Consider the following 25,873-nt stretch of genomic DNA (forward strand, 5'->3'; position numbering starts at 1 on the left):
CGCAGGACGGCCGCATCAGCCTGCGCCTGGGCACCCGCGCCATCGACGTGCGCGTGTCCACCCTGCCCAGCGCCCATGGCGAACGCGCCGTGCTGCGCCTGCTGGACAAGAGTGAAAGCAAGCTGAGTCTGGAGGCCGTGGGCATGCAGGGCGAAACCCTGCGCCGTTTTGAGGGCCTGATCAGCCAGCCGCACGGCATCATCCTGGTGACCGGGCCCACGGGCTCGGGCAAAACCACCACGCTGTACGCGGGCCTGGGGCGGCTGGACGCCACGCGCAACAACATCATGACGGTGGAAGACCCCATCGAGTACGAGCTGCCGGGCGTGGGCCAGACGCAAGTCAACAGCAAGATAGAGCTGACCTTTGCCAAGGCCCTGCGCGCCATCCTGCGCCAGGACCCGGACATCATCATGATTGGCGAAATCCGCGACTTTGAAACCGCGCAGATCGCCATCCAGGCTTCGCTGACCGGTCACCTGGTGCTGGCCACGCTGCACACGAACGATGCCGCTAGCGCCGTCACCCGCCTGACCGACATGGGTGTGGAGCCCTTCCTGCTGTCGTCATCGCTGCTGGGCGTGCTGGCCCAGCGCCTGGTGCGCAAATACTGCAGCCATTGCCACGGCGCTGGCTGCGACCACTGTGGCCAGACGGGTTACACCGGCCGCACCGGCGTGTTCGAGCTGCTAGTGACCACCGATGCCATCCGCGCGCAGATCCACAACCAGGCATCCGAAGCCGACATCCGCACCGCAGCGCTTGCAGGCGGCATGGCGCTGATGCGGGACGACGCCGAGCGGTTGATTGCAGCGGGCATCACCAGCCGCGAAGAAGTGCTGCGCGTCACGCGGGACTGAGCCTGCGCGGCGGCTTGTCAGCGCAACGCGCTGGCAAGCAATCACTACGTTTTTGATAGCTATTAGCGCTTGATGGATAAGCGCTAGAAGCCAAAAATGCTCAAAATTCAAGCCCGTCTGCATCCAGACAGCGGCTCCCTGTGTTTTTTGTCAGCCATGACTGACAGCGCCTCCAGCCCGTGACCGCTGGAAGCACGCTGGGCATTTGCGAACAATCGTAGGCCTCATCAACGACCACGGTGCGCAGAACCACCGCTGGCAGTTGTTCCGCCTTCAACACATTGTCGACAAGCCTGTAGCCCATGCACCCATCCCGCACTCCACCCCACCCATGGCAGTTTTTCCGCGCCGGGGGCGTGGACCAGGTCATCATCCGCACTGGCCAGGACATTGCCCGCCTGCCCGAGCTGGACAAAAAACTATGGGTGGCGCTGGCCTGCCCCACACGCGGCATCGAGTTTGATGAACGCACGCTGGACCTGATCGACACCGACCACGATGGCCGCATCCGGCCGCCCGAGCTCCTGGCCGCCTGCGCCTGGGCCTGCGCGCAGCTGCACAACCCCGATGAGCTGGCACAGCCCGGCGACACCCTGGACATCGCCGCCATCAATGACAGCACCGAGCCCGGTGCTGCGCTGGCGGGCGCCGCGCGGCGCATCCTGGCCATGGCCGGGCACGCCGACGCCACCACCATTTCTCTGGCCGATGTCACCACCCGCAGCGAGCAGCTGAGCACCATGCGTTTCAATGGCGACGGCATCATCACCGCCGACACCGCGCAGGGCGACACGCTGGCGCGCGAGACCATCGGCCACATCCTCACAACGCAGGGCGGCACACCCCCGGTGGGCGACCCGCCCCTGCCCGGCATCGACCGCGCCCATACCGAGGCATTTTTTGCCGACCTGGACAAGATCGAAGCCTGGGCCGCCAAGGCGCGCGACGCCACCACCGCGCTGGCGCTGGGCGAACACACGCTCAAGGCCACCCAGGCCATGAACGCCGTGGCGCACAAGATCGAAGACTTTTTTGCCCGCAGTCGCCTGGCCGCGTACGACCTGCGCGCGGCCACGGCGCTCAACCCGTCGCTGGAGGAATACACCGCCATGGCGGGCCAGCAGCTGGACCTGTCGTCTACCGCCATCACTACCTTGCCGCTGGCAGCCATCACGCCGCAGGCCCTGCTGCCGCTGACCGAGGGCGTCAACCCGGCCTGGGCCTCCGCGCTGCACAGCTTTCGCGACCACACGGTGGCGCCGCTGCTGGGGCGCCAGGCAGACGCCTTGACACAGGACGAATGGAACACCATCCGCAAGGCATTGGCACCCTGCCAGCAATGGCTGGCAGACCGGCCCGCCACGTCGCTGGATGGTTTGGACGAGGAGCTGCTGCACGCCCTGCACCGCAGCGACGCCCGCGATCGGGTGATGGCGCTGATTGCCGAGGACGAGGCCGAGCAGACACACAACGAACACACCAAGGACCTGGAAAAGCTGTTGCGCTTTAAACGCGATTTGCTGGAGCTGCTGAACAACTTTGTGTCGTTTTCAGCCTTCTACCAGCGCAAGGGCGCGATCTTTCAGGCGGGCACGCTGTACCTGGACGCACGCAGCTGCGACTTGACGGTGCAGGTCACCGATGCGGCCCAGCATGCCAAGCTGGCGGGCCTGGCCAAGACCTATCTGGCGTACTGCCACTGCACGCGCAAGGGACAGAAGATGGGCATCGTGGCTGCCTTCACCGCGGGCGATGTGGACTTTCTCTTCGTGGGCCGCAATGGCGTGTTTTATGACCGCAAGGGCCTGGACTGGGATGCCACCATCACCCGCATCGTCGAGAACCCGACCAGCATCTCCCAGGCCTTCCTGTCACCGTACAAGAAGTTCGTGCGCCTGATCGAGGAACAGGTGGCCAAGCGGGCGGCGGCGGGCGAGGCGCGCGCGCAAAAGTCGCTGGGCACCACCGCCAGCACGCTGGCGAACACCGAGCTCAAGACCGTAGGCACCACGGCTGACGCGGTCACCGCCACCACCCCGCGACGCACCGATGTGGGCACCGTGGCCGCCATTGGCGTGGCCCTGGGCAGCATCAGCGCGGTGGTGGTGGGCATCTTTGCCAAGTTTGTGGACCTGGGCGTGTGGATTCCGCTGGGGCTGATGGGCATCGTGCTGGCCATCTCCGGCCCCAGCATGCTGATCGCCTGGCTCAAGCTGCGCCAGCGCAGTCTGGGCCCGCTGCTGGACGCCAGCGGCTGGGCCATCAACGGGCGTATGCGCATCAACACGCGGCTGGGTGGTTCGCTGTCGCAAACGGCCAAAGTACCCCCCAATGCCCGGCGCACGCTGAAAGACCCGTTTGCGGAATCCAGGGCACCGGTGTGGTGGAGTGCGGCGGCACTGGTGGTGCTGTTGGTGTTGGCGATGACTGCCTGGCGCTTGCAGTGGCTGGACCGGTGGACAGCGCCCATGCCCCCCGCAGCGGCGCCCGTGGCAACCACCGCCCCTGCACCGGCCAACACCATTCCGGTGGCGCCGCCTGCGGCTGCACCCGCTGCTGCAGGTGTGGCAGGTACAGCCGCCCCGGCTGCGCGCTGACAGCGCCCATATCTGGCGATGAGGTGGGTGACGCCCGGATTCCCCCCGGGCCACCAAACCTCCATCGAAACAACAACGATTAACGGATTTGCAGAGCCGGCCTGCGCTCTGAGGATTGCGCCAATGACGGCATTGCGGGGGCTGCAACAAAGGCAGACTGCGCGGGTACCGCGCCGTCCTGCAGCTTGAATTGGCTCACAGCATTGGTCAGGTGGTGCGCCTGTTCCCGCAACGACTCGGACGCTGCAGTGGACTCTTCGACCAACGCGGCGTTCTGCTGCGTCATCTGGTCCAACTGGCTCACGGACTGGCTGATCTGGCCGATGTTGTCGCTCTGCTCAGCGGACGAGGCCGTGATCTCCGCAATGATGTCGGACACGCGGCGCACGCTGCTCACGATCTCGGTCATCGTCTGCCCGGCCTGGCTGACCAAACGCGAGCCGTCTTCGACGCGCTCCACCGATGAATTGATCAAGCCCTTGATCTCCTTGGCCGCCTCGGCACTGCGCTGGGCGAGGTTGCGCACCTCGCTGGCCACCACGGCAAACCCGCGGCCTTGTTCGCCTGCGCGGGCGGCTTCTACCGCAGCGTTCAACGCCAAGATGTTGGTCTGGAACGCGATGGAGTCGATCACGCCGGTGATGTCCGCAATCTTGCGCGAGCTGGTGGTGATCTGGTCCATGGTGGTCACCACCTGCGACACCACCGCCCCGCCGCGTGCAGCCACTTCGGCGGCCGACGAGGCGAAGTCACTGGCCTGGCGGGACGATTGGGCGCTTTGCTGCACCGTGCTGGTGAGCAGCTCCATCGAAGACGCTGTTTCTTCCAGGTTGGCGGCGGTCTGCTCGGTGCGGTGGCTCAGGTCGTGGTTGCCGCTGGCGATCTCGGAACTGGCGGTGGAGATGTTGCCCGCCGCGTCCTGCACCTGGCGCACCAGACCCCGCAACGAGTCCTGCATGCGGCCCATGGCCGACACCAGCTGGCCCACCTCGTCCTGGTTCATCACCGTCACATCACGCGACAAGTCTCCGCTGGCGATGCGCTCGGCCAGCTCTTGCGCCTGACCCAGCGACTTGGTGATGGAACGCACGCTGAAGAAGGTGAGCGGAATCAGCACCGCCAGCGCCAGCAGCAGGCCAAAACCGATCAATGCCGACATGGTGGATGTGCGCGACTCCACACCTGCGCGGGCTTCGTCCATCTGGGCGCGGGCTGTGGATGCCAGACTGGAGAACAGTTTGTCGGTGGCCTCCATGTGCACTTTGAGCCGGTCGGCATAGGCGCCGCCACCCGCGCCATCGAGCTGCGCGCCTTCGATCTTCTCGAAGATGGGGGAAATGCCGGTTTCGTACTGCTTGATCTCGTCCAGCGATTTGTCGATGGACGCCACAAAATCAGCATCGCCCGACTGCACCTGGCGCACTTCGGCCAGGCTCTTGCGCAGGGCCGCCAGGGTTTTGGCCCAGGACTCGCGCAGCGACGACACCTCGACCGAGTTGTTGAAGTTGATGATGATGTCTTTTTCAGTCCGGCGCAGGTCACCCAGGGTGGTGCGCAGGTCGGACATGTCGGTCAGGGTTTGCACCCGCTGTGAGAACAGCTCTTGCAGCGTGCCCCGGGTGCGGTCCAGGGCGATGTAGCCCATGGCGCCAATCACAACGAGAAGAACCAGGGAAAAGACGGTTCCGAAGTAGAGGCGGGTGCGGATGGAGAAGCGGCCGAGAGCATTCATGGCTCTTCCTTACATTTTTTAACAGACAACCCAGCATAGCAAATTTAGTGCCACACGCCCATCCTCCCGGTCTTCTGAACCGGGGGTGGGCGGGACTATAGAGCGAGCGTTGTGGTCTGCCGCACAGGGTAAGCACCGCCCCCAGGTCCTTGTGCAAGGAATCCGCGGGGGCAGTAGGCACGCTTATGCGGCCGTTGGCGCCGGAACCACCGGAATATAGAGTTGCCCGCCGTTGCGCTGGAACTCCACGGCCTTGGTTTCCATGCCTTGCGCCAATGCATCGGCCTCCGCCATGCCCTTTTGCTTGGCGAAGTCACGCACCTCCTGGGTGATCTTCATCGAGCAGAACTTGGGGCCGCACATCGAGCAGAAATGCGCCACCTTGGCCGAGTCTTTGGGCAGGGTCTCGTCGTGGTAGTCCTTGGCGGTGTCCGGGTCCAGCCCCAGGTTGAACTGGTCCTGCCAGCGGAAATCGAAACGCGCCTGGCTCAGCGCATCATCTCGCGCGCGGGCGCCGGGGTGCCCCTTGGCAACATCTGCGGCGTGGGCCGCAATCTTGTAGGCGATGATTCCCTGCTTCACATCGTCGCGGTTGGGCAGGCCCAGGTGCTCCTTGGGCGTCACGTAGCACAGCATGGCCGTGCCCATCCAGCCGATCATGGCAGCACCAATGGCGCTGGCAATGTGGTCGTAGCCGGGGGCGATGTCGATGGTCAGCGGGCCCAGGGTGTAGAACGGCGCTTCGTGGCAGGTCTTGAGCTGCTCGGTCATGTTGGCCTGAATCATGTGCATGGGCACGTGGCCAGGGCCTTCGATCATGGTCTGCACGTCGTGCTTCCAGGCCACCTGGGTCAGCTCGCCCAGGGTGTGCAGTTCGGCAAACTGGGCTTCGTCGTTGGCGTCCGATGCGCAGCCGGGGCGCAGGCCATCGCCCAGGCTGAACGACACGTCGTACGCCTTCATGATGTCGCAGATGTCCTCGAAATGCTCGTACAGAAAGCTTTCGCGGTGGTGCGCCATGCACCACTTGGCCATGATGGAACCGCCGCGCGAAACGATGCCGGTGCGGCGCTGCGCCGTGAGGTGGATGTAGGCCAGGCGCACACCGGCGTGGATGGTGAAGTAGTCCACGCCCTGCTCGGCCTGCTCGATCAGCGTGTCGCGGAAGATCGCCCAGGTCAGGTCTTCGGCCACGCCGCCCACTTTCTCCAGCGCCTGGTAGATCGGTACCGTGCCAATCGGCACAGGGCTGTTGCGCACGATCCAGTCGCGCGTGGTGTGGATGTTCTTGCCGGTGGACAGGTCCATCACGTTATCGGCGCCCCAGCGGATGGCCCACACGAGCTTTTCCACCTCTTCTTCGATGCTGGACGTGACCGCCGAGTTACCGATGTTGGCGTTGATCTTGACCTTGAAGTTGCGGCCAATCGCCATCGGTTCCACCTCGGGGTGGTTGATGTTGGCAGGGATGATGGCGCGACCCCGGGCCACTTCGTCGCGCACGAATTCGGGGGTGATGATGCGCGGGATGCTCGCGCCCATGGGGTTGCCCATCAGGCGCCGCTCGCGGCCTGCATCGGCCATGTACTGCTCCATCCACTCGCGCTTGCCGTTTTCGCGGATGGCCACGTACTCCATCTCGGGGGTGATGATGCCCTTCTTGGCGTAGTGCATTTGCGTGACGTTGGCGCCGCTCTTGGCGCGCAGGGGCTTGCGCTGCAGCGCGGCGGCTTCGGCACGCAGCTGGGCCAGGCGGGTGGCGTCTTCGCTCTTTTGCCCGTCATCCAGCGCCACGGGAGCACGGCCTTCGTAGTGCTCCACGTCGCCGCGGGCGGCAATCCAGCCCGCACGCACGCTGGCCAGGCCTTTACGCACGTCAATGGCGGCCTCGGGGTCGGTGTATGGGCCGGAGGTGTCGTACACGCTGACCTGCTCGCCATTGGTCAAAGCGATGTCGCGCACAGGCACGCGCAGTTCGGTGTGCAGGTGGCCAGGGAGGTAGGCCTTGCGAGATGCGGGGAAGGGTTCGCGGGTGCGCGCAAGCAACTCGGCGAACTTTTCGGTGCTGGCCAGCTTGGCGTGGGGATCGGGGGCATTCATGGGGCAGGTCTCCTGGTTCCGGTGGCGATGGATAACTGCTCCGGAATGGACCTGTGCGCCCCCCAGGACGGCGCACTGCAGCGCCTGGGGCATGGGCGTGCCAGCAGGGACTGCGGGCACGGGACAAGGAGGTCGGCTCTTCTTCCGCCGGTATGAACCGGATCAAGTTCGTCGGGTTCGCAAGGTCGGCCGAATTTCTTCAGCCACCTCGCATCTCAGCGCTTTCGCACACCCCGGAGCAGCCGCGAGTATAGGCCAGCGCCATTGCAGCGCCAGGCCGTCAAAGCAGTCGTTCGATAAGGACTACGACGAAGAAGACGGCCGCCGCGATGACCGTCCATTTGAAGATCACCAGCCCCAGCCGCTTGTAGAACACTTGCCCGGTGCCCACATAAAACCCGAAGCACACGGCCGCCGCGAGCAGCAGAAAGAGCGCGAGCCAACGGACGATCAGCATGGCAATCGACCCTACCAGGCGCGTACTGGCTGGGCAAAGCCGGTGGGTGCCTGGCGTTCGTCCTCGAACGTGACCACCTCCCACGCATCACGCTGGGCCAGCAACTCGCGCAGAAGCAAGTTGTTCATCGCATGGCCCGAGCGAAACGCGCTGTACGCAGCCAGCAGCGGTTTGCCAATGAGGTACAGGTCGCCCATGGCATCCAAAATCTTGTGTTTGACGAACTCGTCGTCGTAGCGCAGTCCGTCGCTGTTGAGCACCTTGTAGTCGTCCATCACGATGGCGTTGTCCAGGCCGCCCCCCAGGGCCAGGCCGTTGGAGCGCATCATTTCGACGTCGCGGGTGAAGCCGAAGGTGCGTGCACGGGCGATGTCGCGGCTGTAGTTGCCCGCGCCCATATCGAACTCGACGCGCTGGCCGGTCGAATCCACGGCCGGGTGGTCAAAGTCGATTTCAAAGCTGAGTTTGTAGCCGTGGTAAGGCGTCAATCGCGCCCACTTGGCGTTGGCGCCCTCGCCTTCGCGCACTTCCACGGGCCGGATAACGCGGATGAAGCGCTTGGGCGCGTTCTGCAGTTCCACCCCGGCGCTCTGCAGCAAAAAGACAAACGATGCAGAAGATCCGTCGAGGATGGGGACTTCTTCGGCCGTGATGTCCACGTAAAGGTTGTCGATGCCCAACCCCGCGCAGGCCGACATCAGATGCTCCACGGTGTGCACCTTGGCATTGCCCACCGCGATGGTGGAGGCCAGCCGGGTGTCGGTCACAGCTTCGGCCCGGATAGGTATGTCAACCGGCTGGGGCAGGTCTACCCGCCGGAACACGATGCCGGTGTCCGGCTGTGCGGGCCTCAAGGTCAATTCGACCCGTTGGCCGCTGTGCAGCCCGACGCCTACGGCGCGGGTCAGTGTCTTGAGGGTGCGTTGCTGAAGCATGGCGCATTTTAGTTTCTGCCGCCCGGCCCCGCACCAGTTGAGGGCATGCGCCTGCCTGCCGGTCGTCTTGGGCGGGCGGGCGAACGCGCGGATTGAGAAAACTTCCAAACCAAGGCCCATAAAAAAGCCCCGGCATTGCTGTCGGGGCTTTTTCTATTTGCCAGTCTTTACCTGGCTGCTATCTATTTAGTAACTGCCAGCGCTCTATACACCTTGATTTCTAATGTTTTTCTCTTGAAACCCAAGCAAAAACAGCGCAAGCAGCTCACATTTCAATAGCAAACCTCAGTCTGCCTGCTTACGCAGGAAGGCCGGGATCTCCAGGTCGTCCATGCCGCCGGACGACAGGGCGTCCACACGGGCTGCTGCCTGGGTGCGGTTGGTGCGCCACACGCTGGGCACCGACATGCTGCCGTAGTCGGCCTGGGCGCTGCCGCCCGCGTGGCCGCCCTGCACGCCCACGGCAGAACCGAGCATGCCAGCGCCGCCCACCACGGGCATCTGGTAAGCCATGTTGTCGGTGCCGGTGCGCAGACCACCTTGCACCACCGAGATGGGCTGGCGGCGTGCATTGGGGCGCGACAGACCCGTGGCCACCACGGTCACGCGGATCTCGTCGCCCAGGCTGTCGTCGTACGCCGCGCCATAAATCACGTGGGCATCGGGCGATGCGTACGCGTTTATGGTGCTCATCGCCAGGCGCGACTCGGACAGCTTGAGGCTGCCCTTGGCGGCGGTGACCAGCACCAGCACGCCCTTGGCGCCCGACAGGTCGATGCCTTCCAGCAGTGGGCAGGCCACAGCCTGCTCGGCAGCGATGCGTGCACGGTCAGGGCCTGCGGCGGTGGCCGTGCCCATCATGGCCTTGCCGGGCTCGCCCATCACGGTGCGCACGTCTTCAAAGTCGACGTTCACATGGCCGTATTCGTTGATGATTTCGGCAATGCCGCCCACGGCGTTTTTCAGCACATCGTTGGCGTGTGCAAAGGCTTCGTCCTGGGTGATGTCATCACCCAGCACTTCCAGCAGCTTTTCGTTGAGCACCACGATCAGCGAGTCGACGTTGGCTTCCAGCTCGGCCAGACCGTTGTCGGCGTTGGTCATGCGGCGGCCGCCTTCCCAGTCGAATGGCTTGGTAACCACGCCCACGGTAAGAATGCCCATTTCCTTGGCCACGCGGGCAATCACAGGCGCAGCGCCAGTGCCTGTGCCGCCGCCCATGCCGGCCGTGATGAACAGCATGTGCGCGCCGGTGATCGCGCTGCGGATGTCTTCCACGGCCGCCTCGGCCGCGTCGCGGCCCTTGTCGGGCTTGCTGCCAGCGCCCAGGCCGCTGCCACCCAGCTGGATGACGCGGTGGGCCGAGCTGCGGGTCAGCGCCTGCGCATCGGTGTTGGCGCAGACAAACTCCACGCCCTGCACGCTGCGGGCAATCATGTGCTCGACGGCGTTGCTGCCGCCGCCGCCCACGCCGATCACCTTGATCTGGGTGCCCTGGTTGAATTCTTCGGCTTCGATCATTTCGATGGTCATCTTGGAGCTCCTGTTTCTAGATTCGTATGCAATTGCCAAATGGGGATTGGGGTACCTGGTGTGGGAGAGTGCGGCGGTCCTGTGCATCGCCATCGCTCGCGCGGCGGTTGGTGGGGACTACCTCGCGCCAGCCAGAGTGGGTATTTCATGGTCAGAAATTCCCCACAATGAAATCTTTGAAGCGGCCAAACGCCGTCTTCATGGAACCGCTCTTTTGTGCCACTTTGAAGCCGCGCAACCGCGCCAGCCGGGCCTCTTCCAGCAAACCCATGACAGTAGCAGCACGGGGCTGGGCCACCATGTCAGACAACGCGCTGGAATACTTGGGAATGCCCCTGCGAACCGGCTTCAAAAAGATGTCTTCGCCCAGCTCGATCATCCCGGGCATGACCGAGCTGCCGCCCGTGAGCACGATGCCCGACGACAGCACTTCTTCGTAGCCCGATTCGCGGATCACCTGCTGGACCAGCGAGAAAATTTCTTCCACCCGCGGCTCGATCACGCCTGCCAGCGCCTGCTTGCTCAGCATGCGCGGGCTGCGGTCGCCCAGGCCGGGGACTTCGACCTGTGCATCGGGGTCTGCCAGCAGCTGCTTGGCGTAGCCGCTCTCGACCTTGATGTCTTCGGCGTCCTTCGTTGGCGTGCGCAGGGCCATGGCGATGTCGCTGGTGATCAGGTCGCCCGCAATGGGGATCACCGCCGTGTGCCGGATAGCGCCACCGGTGAAGATCGCCACGTCGGTCGTGCCCGCACCGATGTCGACCACCACCACGCCCAGCTCGCGCTCGTCGTCCGTCAGCACGGCCTGGCTGCTGGCCAGCGGGTTCAGCATGAGCTGCTCCACCTCCAGCCCGCAGCGGCGCACGCACTTGATGATGTTCTCGGCCGCGCTTTGCGCGCCGGTCACGATGTGGATCTTGGCTTCGAGGCGGATACCGCTCATGCCGATGGGCTCTTTCACATCCTGCCCGTCGATCACGAATTCCTGCGGCTCCACCAGCAGCAGACGCTGGTCGCTGCTGATGTTGATGGCCTTGGCAGTCTCGACCACGCGCGCCACGTCGGCCGACGTGACTTCCTTGTCCTTGACGGCCACCATGCCGCTCGAATTGAGGCCGCGAATGTGGCTGCCGGTGATACCGGTGTACACGCGCTGGATCTTGCAGTCGGCCATCAGCTCGGCCTCTTTCAGCGCCTGCTGAATGCTCTGCACCGTGGCGTCGATGTTGACCACCACGCCGCGCTTCAAGCCATTGCTCGGCGCCACGCCCAGGCCGGCCAGCTTGAGCTCGCCATTGGGCAGCACCTCGGCCACCACGGCCATGACCTTGGCCGTTCCGATGTCCAGCCCCACCACAACGTCTTTGTATTCTCTTGCCATATCAGCCTCTGCCCTTCTCTGTTCTGTCCCGCTGCCGCCCTGCGCCCTGCATGCCTGTCAATGTTTTGTGCATCGCGTCATCTCCTTCGCACGCCGCCGGTGGCCCCGGCCACAGCCCCTGCGGCATCCGGGATCACCGTGGTCACACCGCGCATGCGCAAGGCATAGCCGCCTGCATGCCGCAGGTCGGCAGACTCCAGTGCATCCACACGCCGCCCATACTGCGCAGCCACCTGCGTCAGCGTGCGAGTGAATCGTTGCGTGCGCAGCACCACTTCTTGCGGGGTACCGCCGCCCAGTTCCACCACCGCGTCGCTGTCGAGCTTGGCGCGCCAGCCACCGCGGCCGGTCAGCTCCAGCTCTTGCACCTCCAACCCCAGCGGGCGGAAAACAGGCTGCAGCAAGCCGTGCATCTGTAGCGCCTCGGCCGACGTGCCGCGGGGCCCCAGCAGGCGCGGCAGGCCTTCCTGCTCCACATCGCCCACATTGGCTTCAAACACCTCGCCCTGGCTGTTGACCATGGCCGAGGCAGACTCTGGCCCCCAGAACGCCACTGCGTCGTGCTCCTGCAAATCGACGTACAGACTGGCCGGGTACACCCGCCGCACCTGCGCGCGGCGCACCCAGGGCACCTGCTCGAACGCCTCGCGCGCAGCCCGCAGGTCCACCGTGAAAAAGTTGCCTGCCAGGTGCGGCGCCACGTTGGCCCGCAATGTCACCGCGTTGTTGTGCGCCAATTCGCCCTGCACCACGATGCGGGCAATGGCAAAGCCCGGATAACGCAACATCCACCACGCGCCCGCTGCCAGCGCACCCAGGGCGAAGCCCACGAACAGGACCGACGCGGTCAGGTTCATGAGCTTGACGTCCAGAGGTGCGGGCAGCGTGTTGGTCATTGCCGAACAGCTCCTTGCGCGTCACGGGCCGACGTGTCCAGTGCGGCATCGCACAGGATGCGAAGGCATAGCTCCTCGTAGCTGATGCCTGCAGCACGCGCCGACAGTGGCACCAGCGAATGCCCCGTCATGCCCGGCGAGGTGTTCATTTCCAACAGGAAGGGCTTGCGGTCGCTGGCGCGAATCATCAGGTCCGCACGGCCCCAGCCACGGCAGCCCAGCGTGCGGTAGGCGTCCAGCACAATGCGCTGGATCTCGCGCTCCTCGGCTTCAGGCAGACCGCTTGGGCATTGGTACTTCACGTCGTCCGTGAAGTATTTGTTCTGGTAGTCGTAAGCGCCATCGGGCGCGACGATGCGGATCACGGGCAACGCGCGGGCGTCGGCACCCTGGCCGAGCACGGGGCAGGTCACTTCTTCACCGTCGATGAACTCCTCGCACAGCACGTCGGGGTCATAGCGAGCCGACAGCGCGACGGCCTCCTGCATATCGGAGTACCCGCGCACTTTTGTCACGCCGATGGACGAGCCCTCGCGCGGAGGCTTCACGATCAACGGCAGGCCTAACTCGTCCGGCACGGTGCGCACCACTTCGCGCTGCTGACGCTCGGGCGCGAGCCACACATAGCGTGGCGTCGGCAGGCCCTCGGCCAGCCAGACGCGCTTGGTCATGACCTTGTCCATGGCGATGGCCGAGGCCATCACGCCCGGGCCGGTATACGGAATGCCCAGCAGTTCCAGCGCACCTTGCACCGTACCGTCCTCGCCGTGGCGGCCGTGCAGCGCAATGAAGCAGCGTGCGTAACCGTCGCGCTTGAGGTCACCCAGGTCGCTTTGGGCCGGGTCGAACGCATGCGCATCCACGCCGCGCGAGCGCAAGGCTTGCAATACACCGCTGCCAGACATCAGAGACACCTCGCGCTCGGCGGATGCACCGCCCATCAGCACCGCCACCTTGCCCAGCGTCTTCACATCAATATTTGAATCAAAATGGGTCATAGCGCGCTCCCCTCAAGCGCTGTTAGCTCACTATTTTGTAGCATTTCAACCACCTTGCCGGGTACGGCGCCAATCGATCCGGCGCCCATGCACATCACCACATCGCCATCGCGCGCGTTGTCAGCAATGGCCTGTGGCAGGTCGGCCACGTTGTCGACAAAAATCGGCTCCACACGGCCTGCCACGCGCAGCGCACGGGCCAGCGACCGGCCGTCGGCAGCTACCACCGGCGCCTCGCCAGCGGCGTACACCTCGGTCAGCAGCACGGCGTCGGCGTTGCCGATGACCTTGACGAAGTCTTCAAAACAGTCGCGTGTGCGGCTGTAGCGGTGCGGCTGAAAGGCCAGCACCAGACGGCGGCCGGGGAACGCCCCGCGCGCCGCTGCCAGCGTGGCCGCCATTTCCACCGGGTGGTGGCCGTAGTCGTCGATGACGGTGAACTGGCCGCCACCCTTGGCGGGCAGCTCGCCATAGCGCTGAAAGCGGCGGCCCACGCCCTTGAAGTTGGCCAGCGCGCGCTGCACGGCTTCGTCTGGGATGTTGAGTTCCACCGCGATGGCAATCGCCGACAGGGCGTTGAGCACGTTGTGTTCGCCCGCCAGATTGAGCACGATCTCCATGTCGGGCAGCGTGACGCCGTTGCGCCGCTGCACCGTGAATCGCATCTGCCCAGCCTCGGCTTTTACGTCAATCGCGCGCACCTGGGCGTCTTCCGAAAAACCGTAGCTGGTGATCGGACAGGTCACGCTTTGCAGGATGTCGCGCACTGCGGGGCTGTCCACACACAACACGGCCGTGCCATAGAACGGCATGCGGTGCAGAAAGTCGACAAACGCGCCTTTGAGCCGCCCAAAGTCGTGCCCATAGGTCTCCATGTGGTCGGCGTCGATGTTGGTGACCACCGCCATCACGGGCAGCAGGTTCAAGAACGATGCATCGGACTCATCCGCCTCGACCACGATGTAGTCGCCGCTGCCCAGCTTGGCATTGGCGCCCGCACTGTTGAGCTTGCCGCCGATCACAAAGGTCGGGTCCAGACCCGCCTCGGCCAGTACGCAGGTCACCAGGCTGGTGGTCGTTGTTTTTCCGTGCGTGCCCGCAATGGCAATGCCCTGCTTGAGGCGCATCAGCTCGGCCAGCATCAAGGCACGAGGCACCACCGGGATCTTCTTCTCGCGCGCGGCCAGCACTTCAGGGTTGTCTGATGTCACCGCTGTCGAGGTGACCACGGCATCGGCACCGTCGATGTGCGCGGCCGCATGTCCCAGGCAGGTCTTGATACCCAGCCCCTCCAGGCGGCGCAAGGTGGCGCTGTCGGCCAGGTCCGAGCCTGAAATGCGGTAGCCCAGGTTGAACAGCACCTCGGCGATGCCGCTCATGCCGGCGCCGCCCAAGCCGACAAAATGGATGTGGCGAATGGCGTGTTTCATGATCCGGCCAACTCCTCGCAGGCAGTCACCACTTCGCGGGTGGCGTTGATTTTTTGCATTTTTTTGGCCTTGAGCGCTACATCCACAAGGGTTGAGCGCTCCATATTCAATAGCATTTTCGACAGCCCGTCGGGCGTCAGGTCGCGCTGCTGCACCAGCCATCCGCCGCCCGCATTCACCAGGAACTGCGCGTTGGTGGTCTGGTGGTCGTCCACAGCCGAAGGGAACGGTACAAAAATGGATGCGGCGCCCACTGCAGCAATTTCGGTCACGGTGCTGGCACCCGCGCGGCACACGATGATGTCGGCCGCTGCAAAAGCGCTGGCGGTGTCGTCAATGAACGGCGTCAGCTCGGCATCGACCCCCGCAGTTGCATAGTTGGCGCGCAGCGCATCGATCTGCGTGGCGCCGCTCTGGTGAATCACTTGCGGGCGCTTGTCTGCGGGCATCAGCGCAATGGCCTGCGGCACGATTTCGTTGAGTGCTCGCGCACCCAGGCTCCCGCCCACCACCAGCACGCGCAGCGGGCCGGTGCGACCAGCAAAACGCTCAGTCGGGCCAAGCTGTTCGGTAAAGGGCTTGCGCAGCGGGTTGCCCACCCACTGGCCTTGCTTGAACACATTGGGGAAGGCGGTGAACACCCGGTCGGCCACGCCTGCCAGCACTTTATTGGCCATGCCCGCCACCGAGTTCTGCTCATGCAGCACCAGCGGCTTGCCGGCCAGCACCCCCATCATGCCGCCCGGAAACGTGATGTAGCCACCCAGGCCCACCACCACATCGGGTTTGACGCGCCGCACCACCTGCAGCGCTTGCCAAAAGGCGCGCAGCAGGCGCAGCGGCAGCAGGGCCAGCGTGACGATGCCCTTGCCGCGCACACCGGAGAAGTCGATCAGTTCGAGCGTGAAGCCATGTGTGGGCACGATGCGTGATTCCATGCTGCCCGGCGCACCCAGCCAGTGCACGCGCCAGCCGCGCGCGCGCAATTCTTCGGCCACAGCCAGGCCAGGGAAGATGTGGCCACCGGTGCCACCCGCCATGATGAGGGCCGTCTTTTGCGTGCTCATACGCGGCCTCCCCGCATGAGGTGTTTGTTCTCATAGTCAACACGCAAAACCACTGCCAATGCCACCAGATTCATCAAGATCGCCGACCCCCCAAAACTCATCAAGGGCAGCGTCAGCCCCTTGGTTGGCAGCGCGCCCAGGTTCACGCCCATGTTGATGAAGGCCTGAAAGCCGATCCAGATCGCCACGCCTTGGGCCACCAGCCCTGCAAACACACGGTCCAGGGCGATGGCCTGGCGGCCGATGTGCATGATGCGGCGCGTCATCCACAGGAACAGCAAGAGGAGCGTGAGCACGCCCACCAGACCGAATTCTTCGCCAATCACGGCCAGCAAAAAGTCGGTGTGCGCCTCGGGCAGCCAGTGCAGCTTCTCAACGCTGCCGCCCAGCCCAACGCCAAAGACCTCGCCGCGCCCGATGGCGATCAGCGAGTGGGACAGCTGGTAACCCTTGCCCAGCGCATGCTCCTCGCTGAACGGGTCCAGGTAGGCAAACACGCGCTCGCGGCGCCAAGGCGAGCTGGCAATCATCAGCGCGAAGGCTGACACCAGAATGCCCGCGATCAGGAAGAACATGCGGGCGTTGACGCCGCCCAGAAACAGGATGCCCATGGCAATTACCGCCACGACCATGAACGCGCCCATGTCGGGCTCGGCCAGCAGCAGCACACCCACGATGGCCACTGCCGCGCCCATGGGCAGCACAGCCCTAAAGAAGCGCTCTTTGACTTCCATCTTGCGCACCATGTAGTCGGCGGCATAGATCAGCACCGCAAACTTGGCCAGCTCAGACGGCTGAAAGCTCACCGGCCCGATAGACAACCAGCGGCGTGCGCCATTGACGACCTTGCCAACGCCGGGAATCAGCACCGCGATCAGCAGCAGCAAGGCCACCACAAACAACCAGGGCGCCGCACGCTCCCACAGCGCCATCGGCACCTGGAACGCCAGCAGCGCCACCACAAAACCAACCACCAGGTACATGGCGTGGCGCGTCAGGAAATGCGTGGACGCGTAGTTGGCAAACCGTGGGTTGTCGGGCATGGCGATCGAGGCCGAATACACCATGATCAGACCCCAGGCGAGCAGCGCCACCACCACCCACAACAAAGCCTGGTCAAAACCGAGCACGCTGGCGGGCGTGCTGGACGAGCGGCGGTATTCGGTGCCCCCCACGCGCACGGGCAACACATCGACCGCCTTGCCCGACAGGCCACCAAACCAGCCCGTGGCGCGTTGCAAAAAGGTGTTTGCTTTGGTGGTCATTGCAACCCCTGCGCCGACTGGCCAGCGTCGTCTGCCAGCATGCGCACCGCATCGCAGAAGACCTGTGCACGGTGTTCATAGTCCTTGAACATGTCAAAGCTGGCGCAGGCGGGCGACATCAACACCGCGTCGCCCGAATGCGCACGCTCGGCAGCCATCTGCACGGCCTGGGGCAGTGTCTCTGCGTTCAGCAGCGTGACCCCAGCGTCTTGCAGTACCGCGCGGATGAGTGGCGCGTCACGGCCAATCAACACCACTGCGCGGGCATAACGCGACACGGGTGCGGCCAGCGGCGCAAAGTCCTGGCCTTTGCCCTCGCCACCCAGAATGACGACCACGCGACGCTCGGCGCCCAGGCCCGTGAGTGCCGCCACCGTGGCGCCCACGTTGGTGCCTTTGCTGTCGTCAAAGTATTCAACGCCGTTGATGATGGCCACCGGCTCCACGCGGTGCGGCTCTCCGCGGTATTCGCGCAGGCCATACAGCATGAGCGCCAGCGGGCAGCCCGCGGCGGACGCCAGCGCCAGTGCAGCCAGCGCATTCATGGCGTTGTGGCGGCCACGGATGCGCAATGCATCGGCCGGGATGAGGCGCTGGATGTGCAGCTCTTCCTCCGCCTCGTTGCGACTGCGCTTGCGGGTTTCGTCGGCCTCCATGGCGCGCACGAGCCAGGGCATGCCACTGACTACTTCGATGCCAAAGTCACCGGGGCGCCGGGGCTTGTCGCTGCCAAAAGTAAGGTGCGCACGAAGCTGCGGCTTTTGCAGCTTGACCTTGACGGGTGGCGGCAGCATACCCATCACTGCCGGGTCTTCACGGTTCAGAATCATGAGGCCCGTCTGCCCAAAAATGCGCGCCTTGGCTGCGGCGTAGGCGGTGATGTCGCCATGCCAGTCCAGGTGGTCCTGCGTGATGTTGAGCACTGTAGCTGCCGTGGGCTCGAAGCCCGTGACATCGTCCAGCTGGAAGCTGGACAGCTCCAGCACCCACACGTCGGGCAGCGTGCCCGCGTCGATGTGGGTGGTCAGCGTGTCGAGCAGGGTGGGGCCGATGTTGCCGGCCACTGCCACGCTGCGGCCCGAGCGCTCCACCAGTTGGCCGGTGAGTGAAGTGACCGTTGTCTTGCCGTTGGTGCCCGTGATGGCCAGCACTGCGGGCGCATAGCCCTGCGACGCGCGCAGCACGCCCAGCGCCATGGAATACAAGCTTAATTCGCCCCCAGCGCTTATCCCGCTTGCGCCAGCAGCTACCAAAACAGGAGCAATAGCTTCAGGACTGAGGCCTGGCGAGCGGTACACCGCGTCAAGGTTCTGCCCTTCGACCAGGCGGGCATCGAGCACACCCGATACAAATCGCACCTGCGGCAGCTCGCGCTGCAGGCTTACCAGCTGAGGGGGCGCGCTGCGGGTGTCGGCCACCGTGACCTGTGCGCCCCAACGCACACACCAGCGCGCCATGGCCAGACCCGATGCACCCAGGCCCAGGATGAGGACGTTCTTGTCCTGCAAGGGCGCCACTACTGCAACGGGCGCGCTTTCAGATTCTGCGGGAGTCTGTGCGGCATCGGCGGTGTCTTCTTCGCCCTGATCCACGGCAGCGGGGGCTACCTCGGGTGCAGCCACCTCGGCAAAAATCTGCGCCACAAAGTCTGCTGCGGCCTTGGCGGCCGAAATGGCGGGGGCCTGCTCGGGGTTCCAGGCATGGGCGGACTTGCCCGGTGCCGAGGTTGGGGCAGCGGGCTCGGTCACTGGCTCGTCTGCCGCAGCATGCAAACCCTCCGAGTCCGCATCGGTTTCGGCATCACTATCGGCCTGTGCTGGCACTGCAGCTGCAGGCGTCTCGGCAGCTGAATCTTCCGGCTCGCTGTGCGCCTGCACATCGCTCAACTCCGGCGTGCCCAGGCTCGCGCCGACCTCTTCGGCCTCAGCGGCAGTTTTGCCGGGGTGGAGGGGATCGCTAGGGTTCATCGCAATTTCAGGGTGGACAGGCCCACCAGGCACAGCAGCATGGTGATGATCCAGAAGCGCACGACGACCTGCGTTTCCTTCCAGCCGCTCTTTTCAAAATGGTGATGCAGCGGCGCCATTTTGAGCAGGCGTCGGCCTTCGCCGTAGCGGCGCTTGGTGTACTTGAACCAGGTCACCTGCAGCATCACCGACAGGGCTTCGACCACAAAAATGCCACCCATGATGGCCAGCACGATTTCTTGCCGCACGATGATGGCGATGGTGCCCAGGGCTGCGCCCAGCGCCAGCGCCCCCACGTCGCCCATGAACACCTGCGCGGGGTGCGCGTTGAACCACAGAAACGCCAGGCCCGCGCCTGCCATGGCGGCACAAAAAATCAATAACTCGCCCGCACCGGGAATGTGCGGGAAGAACAGGTATTTGGAATACACCGAGCTGCCGGTGACATAGGCGAACACACCCAAGGCCGAGCCCACCATCACCACCGGCATGATGGCCAGGCCGTCCAGGCCATCGGTCAGGTTCACAGCATTGCTGGAGCCCACGATGACCAGGTAGGTCAGGATCACAAAGCCCAGCACACCCAGCGGGTAGCTCACTTCCTTGAAGAACGGCAGCTGCAGGCCCGCCTTGGGCGGCAAGTCGAGCGAGAAGCCTGACTGGACCCAGCCCACAAACAGCTCCCACACCTTGGCATTGGAGCTTTCGGAAATGCTGAACACCAGGTACAGCGCGGCGATCAGGCCAATCACGGACTGCCAGAAATACTTCTCGCGCGAGCGCATGCCTTCGGGGTCTTTGTTGACCACCTTGCGCCAGTCATCCACCCAGCCGATGGCGCCAAAACCCAGCGTGACGATGAGCACGATCCACACGAAGCGGTTGGACAGGTCAAACCACAGCATGGTCGAGATGGCGATCGACAACAGGATGAGCACGCCGCCCATGGTGGGCGTGCCGCTCTTGGACAGGTGCGTCTGCATGGCATAGCCGCGGATCGGCTGGCCGATCTTGAGCGAGGTGAGCACGCGGATCACCTTGGGGCCCGCAATCAGGCCGATGAGCAGCGCCGTCATGGCGGCCATCACCGCGCGGAACGTGAGGTACTGGAACACGCGGAAGAAACCGAGCTCGGGCGACAGGCCCTGCAGCCATTGCGACAGCATCAGCAGCATGGCGCCTCCCCGGCTTGCTTGACTTGTAGGGTCACCACGCGGGTGATTTCAGTGCGTTGCGCCATGGTGTCCCTCCGGTGTCTCATTGCTACGTTCTTGTTGTTGCGGCTGCGCGGCAGCGGCGGGTGCCATGGCGGCTATCGCCTCCACCACCTGTTCCATCTTCATGAATCGGGATCCCTTGACCAGCACACTGCCCACAGTGGGCAGGGCTTCGCGCACGGCGGTCAGCAGCGCGCTCATATCGTTGAAATGCCGGGCATTGCCCGTGCCCATGCCGTTCCCATTGCCATATGCCGCAGCGGCATGCACTGACTGCGCACCCAGAACGAACAGCAGCGGGATGCCCGCAGCGCGCGCGTGTGTCCCCGCCTCGGCGTGGAACTGCGGGCCCTGGTCGCCCACCTCGCCCATGTCGCCCAGCACCAGCAACTGCGGGCTGGGCAGCTCGGCCAGCACATCGATGGCGGCGCGCATGGAATCGGGGTTGGCGTTGTAGGTGTCGTCCACCACGGTGATATCGCGGCCTGCGACGCCCGCGCTGAACGCACGCGAGCGGCCTTTGACCGGTACAAAATCGTTCAACCCTTGCGCAATGGCGGCCAGCGGTGCGCCCGCCGCCAGCGTGCAGGCAGCCGCTGCCAGCGCATTGGTCACGTTGTGGCGCCCAGCAATGTGCAGATGGGTGGCCACTTCGCCTTGCGGCGTGGTCAGCGTGACGGCCCAGGCGCCCTCACCCCAGGTGGCCTGCGCGCAGGCCACGTCGCCACCTTCACCAAAGGTGAGCGTGCTGCGGCCGGGCTGGGCATGGGCCAGCGACTGCCAGAGTTCGGTGTAAGCATCGCCCGCAGGGAACACCGCCACGCCCTTGCCGGGCAGGCTGGCAAACACCGAACCGTTCTCGCGCGCCACGGCTTGCACCGTGTGCATGAACTCCAGATGCTCGCGCTGTGCGTTGTTGACCAGCGCCACCGTGGGCTGCGCCATGGCGGCCAGCGTGGCGATCTCGCCCGGATGGTTCATGCCCATCTCGATCACGGCGGCGGCATGGCTGGCCCGCAGGCGCAGCAGCATCAGCGGTACTCCGATGTCGTTGTTGAAGTTGCCTTGCGTGGCAAATGCCGCCTCACCCTTCCAGGCACGCAGGATGGACGCGATCATCTGCGTCACGGTGGTCTTGCCGTTGCTGCCGGTCACACCAATCAGCGGAAGGCTGAACCGGGCACGCCACGCGGCCCCCAGTGCGCCCAGCGCAGCAAGGCTGTCGGGCACCTCGATACCTGGCAGGCCCGCAGCCTCCAGCCCGCCATGGGCCAGCGCCGCAGCGGCGCCACCTGCCTTGGCATCGGCCAGAAATGCGTTGGCATCAAAACGCTCGCCTTTGAGCGCCACAAAGAGATCCCCGGTCTGCACGCTGCGCGTATCGGTGTGAACTCGGGCCAGGGGTGTGGCCGGGTCTCCCACCAAGCGGGCAGACGGAATGCTCGGCAGCAGTAAGGCATGTGCCTGCTGCAGGGTGAGCATGGTGGGCGTTGCTTTGGTGGTGTTGGTCATGCCCATGAGCTGGCTCCTCGGCCTTGCAACGCGCTCTGCGCATGGGCCATGTCGGAGAACGGCAGGCGTACACCGGCCGTCTCCTGGGTGTCTTCGTGACCCTTGCCGGCAATCAGCACCACATCGGCAGGCGTGGCCTCGGCAATGGCCTGCGCAATCGCGACGGCGCGGTCGGGCTCGGCACGCACCACGCTGCTGGCAATGGTGCCTTGCAGGATCTGGTGCAAGATGGCCGCGGGGTCTTCGCTGCGCGGGTTGTCGCTGGTCACCACCACCTGGTCGGCCTGCTGCTGCGCCACGGCGCCCATCAGTGGGCGCTTGCTCGCATCGCGGTCGCCACCGCAGCCAAACACGCACCACAGCTGGCCGCCACGTTCGGCCGCCAGCGGGCGCAGTGCCTGCAAGGCTTTTTCAAGTGCATCGGGGGTGTGGGCGTAATCAACAGCCACCAGCGGCTGGCCCGCAGCCACCAGCCGCTGCATGCGGCCGGGTACGGGTTGCAAGCCAGCGCAGGCCTGCACCGCGTTTTGCAACGGCACGCCCAGGCTGCGCAGCGTCGCCAGCACACCCAGCAGATTGAGCACGTTGTACTGGCCGATCACGCGGGTTTGCAGTGGCTGCCGGTCTGCACCCTCGACCACGGTGAACCTTAGGCCCTGGTCGCCCAGCGCAATGTTCTGTGCAGCGATGCGCGCGGCGCCTTGCGCAGAGACGCTCCACAGGTCCAGCGCACCCGCCGCCAGCTCAGCGTGCAACTGCGCACCGGCCGGATCATCCACGTTGATCACTGCGGCCTGCAGACCAGGCCAGTCGAAAAGGGCGCGCTTGGCAAGCCAGTAGTCGGCCATGCTGCCGTGGTAGTCCAGGTGGTCCTGCGTGAAGTTGGTGAACACGGCCACGCGCATGGCGGTGCCGTCAAGCCGCGCTTCGGCCAGCCCGATGGAAGACGCCTCGATGGCGCAAGCGGCACGCCCCTGGTCAACAAACTGACGGAAGGCGCGCTGCAGCAGCACGGGGTCCGGCGTGGTCATGCCGGTGGTCTCAAGCGCCGGGGGCACACCCAACCCCAAAGTACCGACCAGCGCGCATCCAGTCTTGCCGTTCAGCTCATTATTCGATAGCGCGTTCAAGGCACCCGCCAGCCACCACGCAGTGCTGGTCTTGCCATTGGTTCCCGTGACGGCCAGAACATCCAGGTGGTCGGTCGGCTGCGCAAACCACTGCGCGGCAATCGGCCCCGTGGCTGCCTTCAGGCCGTGCAGCGCCGCGATGTGGTCGCCCGAGAAATCAAACGCATCCACCCCAGAAAGTTCAACAAGACACGCGGTGGCGCCACGCACCATGGCGTCCGCCACGTGATGGCGGCCATCGGTCGCGGCACCGGGCCAGGCGATAAAGCCGTCGCCGGGTGTCACCTGGCGGCTGTCGGTGTGCAAGGTGCCGGTGACGCGCGTGCGCAGCCACTGCACAGCCTCATCAGCACAGGTAAGCGCTCGCAGCGCGCCGGGCATCACAGCGACTCCTCCACCACATCGGCCACGATCTGCGGCTTGACGGCCATGTCGGGCTGCACGCCCATCATGCGCAGCGTCTGCTGCACCACTTCGCTGAACACGGGTGCGGCCACGGCGCCGCCGTAGTACACGCCGTTGTTCGGCTCATCGATCATCACTGCCACGATGATGCGGGGCTTGTCGATGGGCGCCATGCCGGTGAACCAAGCGCGGTATTTTCCCGATGCATAGGTCTTCCCAATCTGCTTGCGCGCGGTGCCGGACTTGCCACCCACCGAGTAGCCCACGGTCTGCGCCTTCTGGCCCGTACCCCCCGGGCCTGCGGCCATCTGCAGCATCTTGCGCACCTGGTCCGCCGTGCGCTCGGAGAACACGGGCACCCCCACGGGGATTTCTTCGCTCTTGAGCATGGTGGCCGGAATCACGCGCCCACCATTGGCGAATACGGTGTACGAACGCGCCATTTGGAACAGGCTGGCCGACAGGCCATAGCCGTAGGACATGGTGGCCTGCTCCACGGGGCGCCAGGTCTTGTAGGCGCGCAGTCGGCCCGTCACCACACCAGGGAAATGCAGCTGAGGTTTTTGCCCGAAGCCCGCCGCAGAGAATGTTTCCCACATCTCGCGCGCAGGCATCTGCATGGCGATCTTGGTGGTGCCCACGTTGCTCGACTTCTGAATCACGCCTTCCACCGTCAGCACCCCGTGGTTCTTGGTGTCGGAAATGGTGGACCCGGTAATGTTGATGCGGCCAGGATTGGTGTCCACGACGGTATCGGGCCGCACTCGTCCCGACTCCAGAGCCAACCCGACAGTGAAGGGCTTCATGATGGAGCCTGGTTCGAAAACGTCGGTGAGCGCGCGGTTGCGCAACTGCTCACCCGACAGGTTCTGGCGTTTGTCAGGCACGTAACTGGGGTAGTTGGCCAACGCCAGGAGTTCGCCCGTGTGGGCGTCCAGCACCACCACGCTGCCCGCCTTGGCCTTGTGCAACGCGACCTGATCACGCAGCTTTTGGTAAGCAAAAAACTGCACCTTGCTGTCGATGGACAGCTGCATGTCTTTGCCGTCCACGGGCTGCACGGTCTCGCCCACGCCTTCGACCACGCGGCCCAGGCGGTCCTTGATCACACGGCGCGAACCAGCCTTGCCCGCCAGCTGGTCGTTGAAAGCCAGCTCCATGCCCTCCTGTCCATGGTCTTCCACATTGGTAAAGCCCACCACGTGGGCGGCCGCTTCGCCTTCGGGGTACTGGCGCTTGTACTCCTTGCGCTGGTAGATGCCCTTGATGCCGAGCTTGGCAATCTGCTGGCCCACGTCCCAGTCGAGCTGCCGCTTGACCCAGACAAAGGTCTTGTCCTCGTCGGCCAGCTTCTTGTTCAGGTCGGCTAGCGGCATGTCGAGCAGCTTGGCCAGTTGCTTGAGCTTCGCGCGCACCTCGGGTTTGTCCTGCTCCACGTCTTCCGGGATCGCCCAGATGCTGGCCGCAGGCACGCTGGACGCCAGGATCAGACCGTTGCGGTCCAGGATTTTTCCGCGGTTGGCGGGCAACTCCAGCGTGCGCGCAAAACGCACCTCGCCCTGGCGCTGAAAAAATGCATTGCCAAACACCTGCACATACGCCGCACGGGCACCCAGGCCCACAAAGCCCAGCGCAATGGCGGCCACGATGAACTTGCTGCGCCACACCGGCGTCTTGCTGGCCAGCAACGGGCTTGCGGTGTAGACCACGCTGCGGCTCATGGCTGCCCCCCGTCGGTGCGGTCTGGCATGCGATTGGCTGCTGCTGCCGTCGCGGCGACTGCAGCCACGCCTTGGGGGTCAGATACGTACTGCGTGATGGCAGGCGTGGCGGTGCGCATGTTGAGTTGCGCGCGTGCAATTTTTTCCACGCGCAGCGGCGTGGCCTGCGCACGCTTTTCCACCTGCAGGCGCTGGTGCTCCGTCTCCAGGCGGCGTGCCTCGGCCGTGGCGCGGTCCAGCTCGGTGAACAGGCGGCGCGACTCATACTGGGTGTGCACCAGATAGATCGCACTGGCCAGAACCGCCAGCAGCAGGACGAGGTTGAGACGAGTCATGCCATCAAAGCGCCGTGCGCTCAGCAACGCGCATGATGGCGCTGCGCGAGCGGGGGTTGGCCGCCACTTCGGCGGCGCTGGGCTTGATGCGGTCCAAAGCCACCAACTTCATGGCCTGGGGCGCCGCAAAGGGCGCACGACGGTCGTAGACCTCCTTGGAGTGTTTGGCAATGAACTGCTTGACGATGCGGTCTTCCAGCGAATGAAAGCTGATGACAACCAAGCGCCCGCCCGGCTGCAGCACCGAGAGGCTGGCCTCTAGCGCCTGTTGCAGCTCTTCAAGCTCGGCGTTGATGAAAATCCGAAGAGCTTGAAATGTGCGCGTTGCAGGGTTC

Annotated in this window: 20 protein-coding genes and 1 riboswitch; of the genes, 2 read left to right on the forward strand and 18 right to left on the reverse strand. The window is 64.8% G+C overall.

Annotated features, from left to right (window positions below; translation table 11 throughout):
* The coding region (locus ACK4OE_RS18875; protein ID WP_409886979.1) for a GspE/PulE family protein at positions 1-860 on the forward strand (860 nt) is incomplete at its 5' end.
* A 302-nt stretch (positions 861-1,162) separates the two neighbouring features.
* Positions 1,163-3,457: a hypothetical protein gene (locus tag ACK4OE_RS18880; protein ID WP_409886981.1), complete on the forward strand. Its 2,295-nt coding sequence runs from the start codon at positions 1,163-1,165 to the stop codon at positions 3,455-3,457.
* 79 nt (positions 3,458-3,536) lie between these two features.
* Here the strand turns inward: ACK4OE_RS18880 and ACK4OE_RS18885 are convergent, their stop codons facing one another.
* From ACK4OE_RS18885 to mraW, 18 genes are all read right to left on the reverse strand, one after another.
* Complete coding sequence (locus ACK4OE_RS18885; protein WP_409886983.1) at positions 3,537-5,189, reverse strand: methyl-accepting chemotaxis protein; 1,653 nt, start codon at positions 5,187-5,189, stop codon at positions 3,537-3,539.
* Between the two features lie 183 nt (positions 5,190-5,372).
* Positions 5,373-7,289, reverse strand: a complete 1,917-nt coding sequence (thiC, locus tag ACK4OE_RS18890; protein ID WP_409886985.1) for a phosphomethylpyrimidine synthase ThiC — start codon at positions 7,287-7,289, stop codon at positions 5,373-5,375.
* Positions 7,290-7,411: 122 nt separating this feature from the next.
* Positions 7,412-7,535, reverse strand: a riboswitch (TPP riboswitch).
* A gap of 34 nt (positions 7,536-7,569) precedes the next feature.
* A complete protein-coding gene (locus ACK4OE_RS18895; protein ID WP_409886987.1) occupies positions 7,570-7,746 on the reverse strand; it encodes a hypothetical protein in 177 nt (58 codons plus the stop codon).
* An 11-nt stretch (positions 7,747-7,757) separates the two neighbouring features.
* Entirely contained in the window at positions 7,758-8,681 is a 924-nt protein-coding gene (gene lpxC, locus ACK4OE_RS18900) for a UDP-3-O-acyl-N-acetylglucosamine deacetylase (protein WP_409886989.1), read from the reverse strand.
* 285 nt (positions 8,682-8,966) lie between these two features.
* A complete protein-coding gene (ftsZ, locus tag ACK4OE_RS18905; protein ID WP_409886991.1) occupies positions 8,967-10,214 on the reverse strand; it encodes a cell division protein FtsZ in 1,248 nt (415 codons plus the stop codon).
* A 151-nt stretch (positions 10,215-10,365) separates the two neighbouring features.
* Complete coding sequence (gene ftsA / locus ACK4OE_RS18910; RefSeq protein WP_409886993.1) at positions 10,366-11,595, reverse strand: cell division protein FtsA; 1,230 nt, start codon at positions 11,593-11,595, stop codon at positions 10,366-10,368.
* Between the two features lie 77 nt (positions 11,596-11,672).
* Positions 11,673-12,491, reverse strand: a complete 819-nt coding sequence (locus ACK4OE_RS18915; protein WP_409886995.1) for a cell division protein FtsQ/DivIB — start codon at positions 12,489-12,491, stop codon at positions 11,673-11,675.
* On the reverse strand, positions 12,488-13,489 hold the full coding sequence (locus ACK4OE_RS18920) for a D-alanine--D-alanine ligase (RefSeq protein WP_409886997.1): 1,002 nt from the start codon (positions 13,487-13,489) through the stop codon (positions 12,488-12,490). The genes ACK4OE_RS18915 and ACK4OE_RS18920 overlap by 4 nt, the downstream gene beginning before the upstream one ends.
* Positions 13,486-14,919, reverse strand: a complete 1,434-nt coding sequence (murC, locus tag ACK4OE_RS18925; RefSeq protein WP_409886999.1) for a UDP-N-acetylmuramate--L-alanine ligase — start codon at positions 14,917-14,919, stop codon at positions 13,486-13,488. Before murC ends, ACK4OE_RS18920 begins: the two co-directional genes overlap by 4 nt.
* Positions 14,916-15,986: an undecaprenyldiphospho-muramoylpentapeptide beta-N-acetylglucosaminyltransferase gene (murG, locus tag ACK4OE_RS18930; protein ID WP_409887000.1), complete on the reverse strand. Its 1,071-nt coding sequence runs from the start codon at positions 15,984-15,986 to the stop codon at positions 14,916-14,918. Before murG ends, murC begins: the two co-directional genes overlap by 4 nt.
* The gene (gene ftsW / locus ACK4OE_RS18935) at positions 15,983-17,251 is read right to left on the reverse strand and encodes a putative lipid II flippase FtsW (RefSeq protein ID WP_409887002.1); all 1,269 of its coding nucleotides are present in this window, start codon (positions 17,249-17,251) and stop codon (positions 15,983-15,985) included. The genes murG and ftsW overlap by 4 nt, the downstream gene beginning before the upstream one ends.
* Positions 17,248-19,218 carry a UDP-N-acetylmuramoyl-L-alanine--D-glutamate ligase gene (gene murD, locus ACK4OE_RS18940; RefSeq protein ID WP_409887004.1) on the reverse strand — a complete coding sequence of 657 codons (1,971 nt, stop codon included), beginning with the start codon at positions 19,216-19,218 and terminating at the stop codon, positions 17,248-17,250. The genes ftsW and murD overlap by 4 nt, the downstream gene beginning before the upstream one ends.
* A complete protein-coding gene (mraY, locus tag ACK4OE_RS18945) occupies positions 19,215-20,393 on the reverse strand; it encodes a phospho-N-acetylmuramoyl-pentapeptide-transferase (RefSeq protein ID WP_409887006.1) in 1,179 nt (392 codons plus the stop codon). Before mraY ends, murD begins: the two co-directional genes overlap by 4 nt.
* Before the next feature lie 48 nt (positions 20,394-20,441).
* A complete protein-coding gene (gene murF, locus ACK4OE_RS18950) occupies positions 20,442-21,947 on the reverse strand; it encodes a UDP-N-acetylmuramoyl-tripeptide--D-alanyl-D-alanine ligase (protein WP_409887015.1) in 1,506 nt (501 codons plus the stop codon).
* Positions 21,944-23,458 (reverse strand): UDP-N-acetylmuramoyl-L-alanyl-D-glutamate--2,6-diaminopimelate ligase, encoded by a 1,515-nt coding sequence (locus ACK4OE_RS18955; RefSeq protein ID WP_409887008.1) that lies wholly within the window; start codon positions 23,456-23,458, stop codon positions 21,944-21,946. The genes murF and ACK4OE_RS18955 overlap by 4 nt, the downstream gene beginning before the upstream one ends.
* On the reverse strand, positions 23,458-25,203 hold the full coding sequence (locus tag ACK4OE_RS18960; protein WP_409887010.1) for a peptidoglycan D,D-transpeptidase FtsI family protein: 1,746 nt from the start codon (positions 25,201-25,203) through the stop codon (positions 23,458-23,460). The genes ACK4OE_RS18955 and ACK4OE_RS18960 overlap by 1 nt, the downstream gene beginning before the upstream one ends.
* On the reverse strand, positions 25,200-25,538 hold the full coding sequence (ftsL, locus tag ACK4OE_RS18965) for a cell division protein FtsL (protein WP_409887011.1): 339 nt from the start codon (positions 25,536-25,538) through the stop codon (positions 25,200-25,202). The genes ACK4OE_RS18960 and ftsL overlap by 4 nt, the downstream gene beginning before the upstream one ends.
* Positions 25,539-25,542: 4 nt before the next feature.
* Positions 25,543-25,873, reverse strand: a 331-nt coding sequence (mraW, locus tag ACK4OE_RS18970; RefSeq protein ID WP_409887013.1) for a 16S rRNA (cytosine(1402)-N(4))-methyltransferase, incomplete at its 5' end; no start/stop codon positions are given.

The sequence above is a fragment of the Acidovorax sp. genome, from assembly GCF_046314175.1.
Classification (GTDB): domain Bacteria; phylum Pseudomonadota; class Gammaproteobacteria; order Burkholderiales; family Burkholderiaceae_C; genus Acidovorax.

Coding starts and splice junctions, on each gene's coding strand:
- ACK4OE_RS18880 (WP_409886981.1), top strand. CDS start 1,163: ATGCACCCATCCCGCACTCCACCCCACCCATGGCAGTTTTTCCGCGCC.
- ACK4OE_RS18885 (WP_409886983.1), bottom strand. CDS start 5,189: ATGAATGCTCTCGGCCGCTTCTCCATCCGCACCCGCCTCTACTTCGGA.
- thiC (WP_409886985.1), bottom strand. CDS start 7,289: ATGAATGCCCCCGATCCCCACGCCAAGCTGGCCAGCACCGAAAAGTTC.
- ACK4OE_RS18895 (WP_409886987.1), bottom strand. CDS start 7,746: ATGCTGATCGTCCGTTGGCTCGCGCTCTTTCTGCTGCTCGCGGCGGCC.
- lpxC (WP_409886989.1), bottom strand. CDS start 8,681: ATGCTTCAGCAACGCACCCTCAAGACACTGACCCGCGCCGTAGGCGTC.
- ftsZ (WP_409886991.1), bottom strand. CDS start 10,214: ATGACCATCGAAATGATCGAAGCCGAAGAATTCAACCAGGGCACCCAG.
- ftsA (WP_409886993.1), bottom strand. CDS start 11,595: ATGGCAAGAGAATACAAAGACGTTGTGGTGGGGCTGGACATCGGAACG.
- ACK4OE_RS18915 (WP_409886995.1), bottom strand. CDS start 12,491: ATGACCAACACGCTGCCCGCACCTCTGGACGTCAAGCTCATGAACCTG.
- ACK4OE_RS18920 (WP_409886997.1), bottom strand. CDS start 13,489: ATGACCCATTTTGATTCAAATATTGATGTGAAGACGCTGGGCAAGGTG.
- murC (WP_409886999.1), bottom strand. CDS start 14,919: ATGAAACACGCCATTCGCCACATCCATTTTGTCGGCTTGGGCGGCGCC.
- murG (WP_409887000.1), bottom strand. CDS start 15,986: ATGAGCACGCAAAAGACGGCCCTCATCATGGCGGGTGGCACCGGTGGC.
- ftsW (WP_409887002.1), bottom strand. CDS start 17,251: ATGACCACCAAAGCAAACACCTTTTTGCAACGCGCCACGGGCTGGTTT.
- murD (WP_409887004.1), bottom strand. CDS start 19,218: ATGAACCCTAGCGATCCCCTCCACCCCGGCAAAACTGCCGCTGAGGCC.
- mraY (WP_409887006.1), bottom strand. CDS start 20,393: ATGCTGCTGATGCTGTCGCAATGGCTGCAGGGCCTGTCGCCCGAGCTC.
- murF (WP_409887015.1), bottom strand. CDS start 21,947: ATGACCAACACCACCAAAGCAACGCCCACCATGCTCACCCTGCAGCAG.
- ACK4OE_RS18955 (WP_409887008.1), bottom strand. CDS start 23,458: ATGCCCGGCGCGCTGCGAGCGCTTACCTGTGCTGATGAGGCTGTGCAG.
- ACK4OE_RS18960 (WP_409887010.1), bottom strand. CDS start 25,203: ATGAGCCGCAGCGTGGTCTACACCGCAAGCCCGTTGCTGGCCAGCAAG.
- ftsL (WP_409887011.1), bottom strand. CDS start 25,538: ATGACTCGTCTCAACCTCGTCCTGCTGCTGGCGGTTCTGGCCAGTGCG.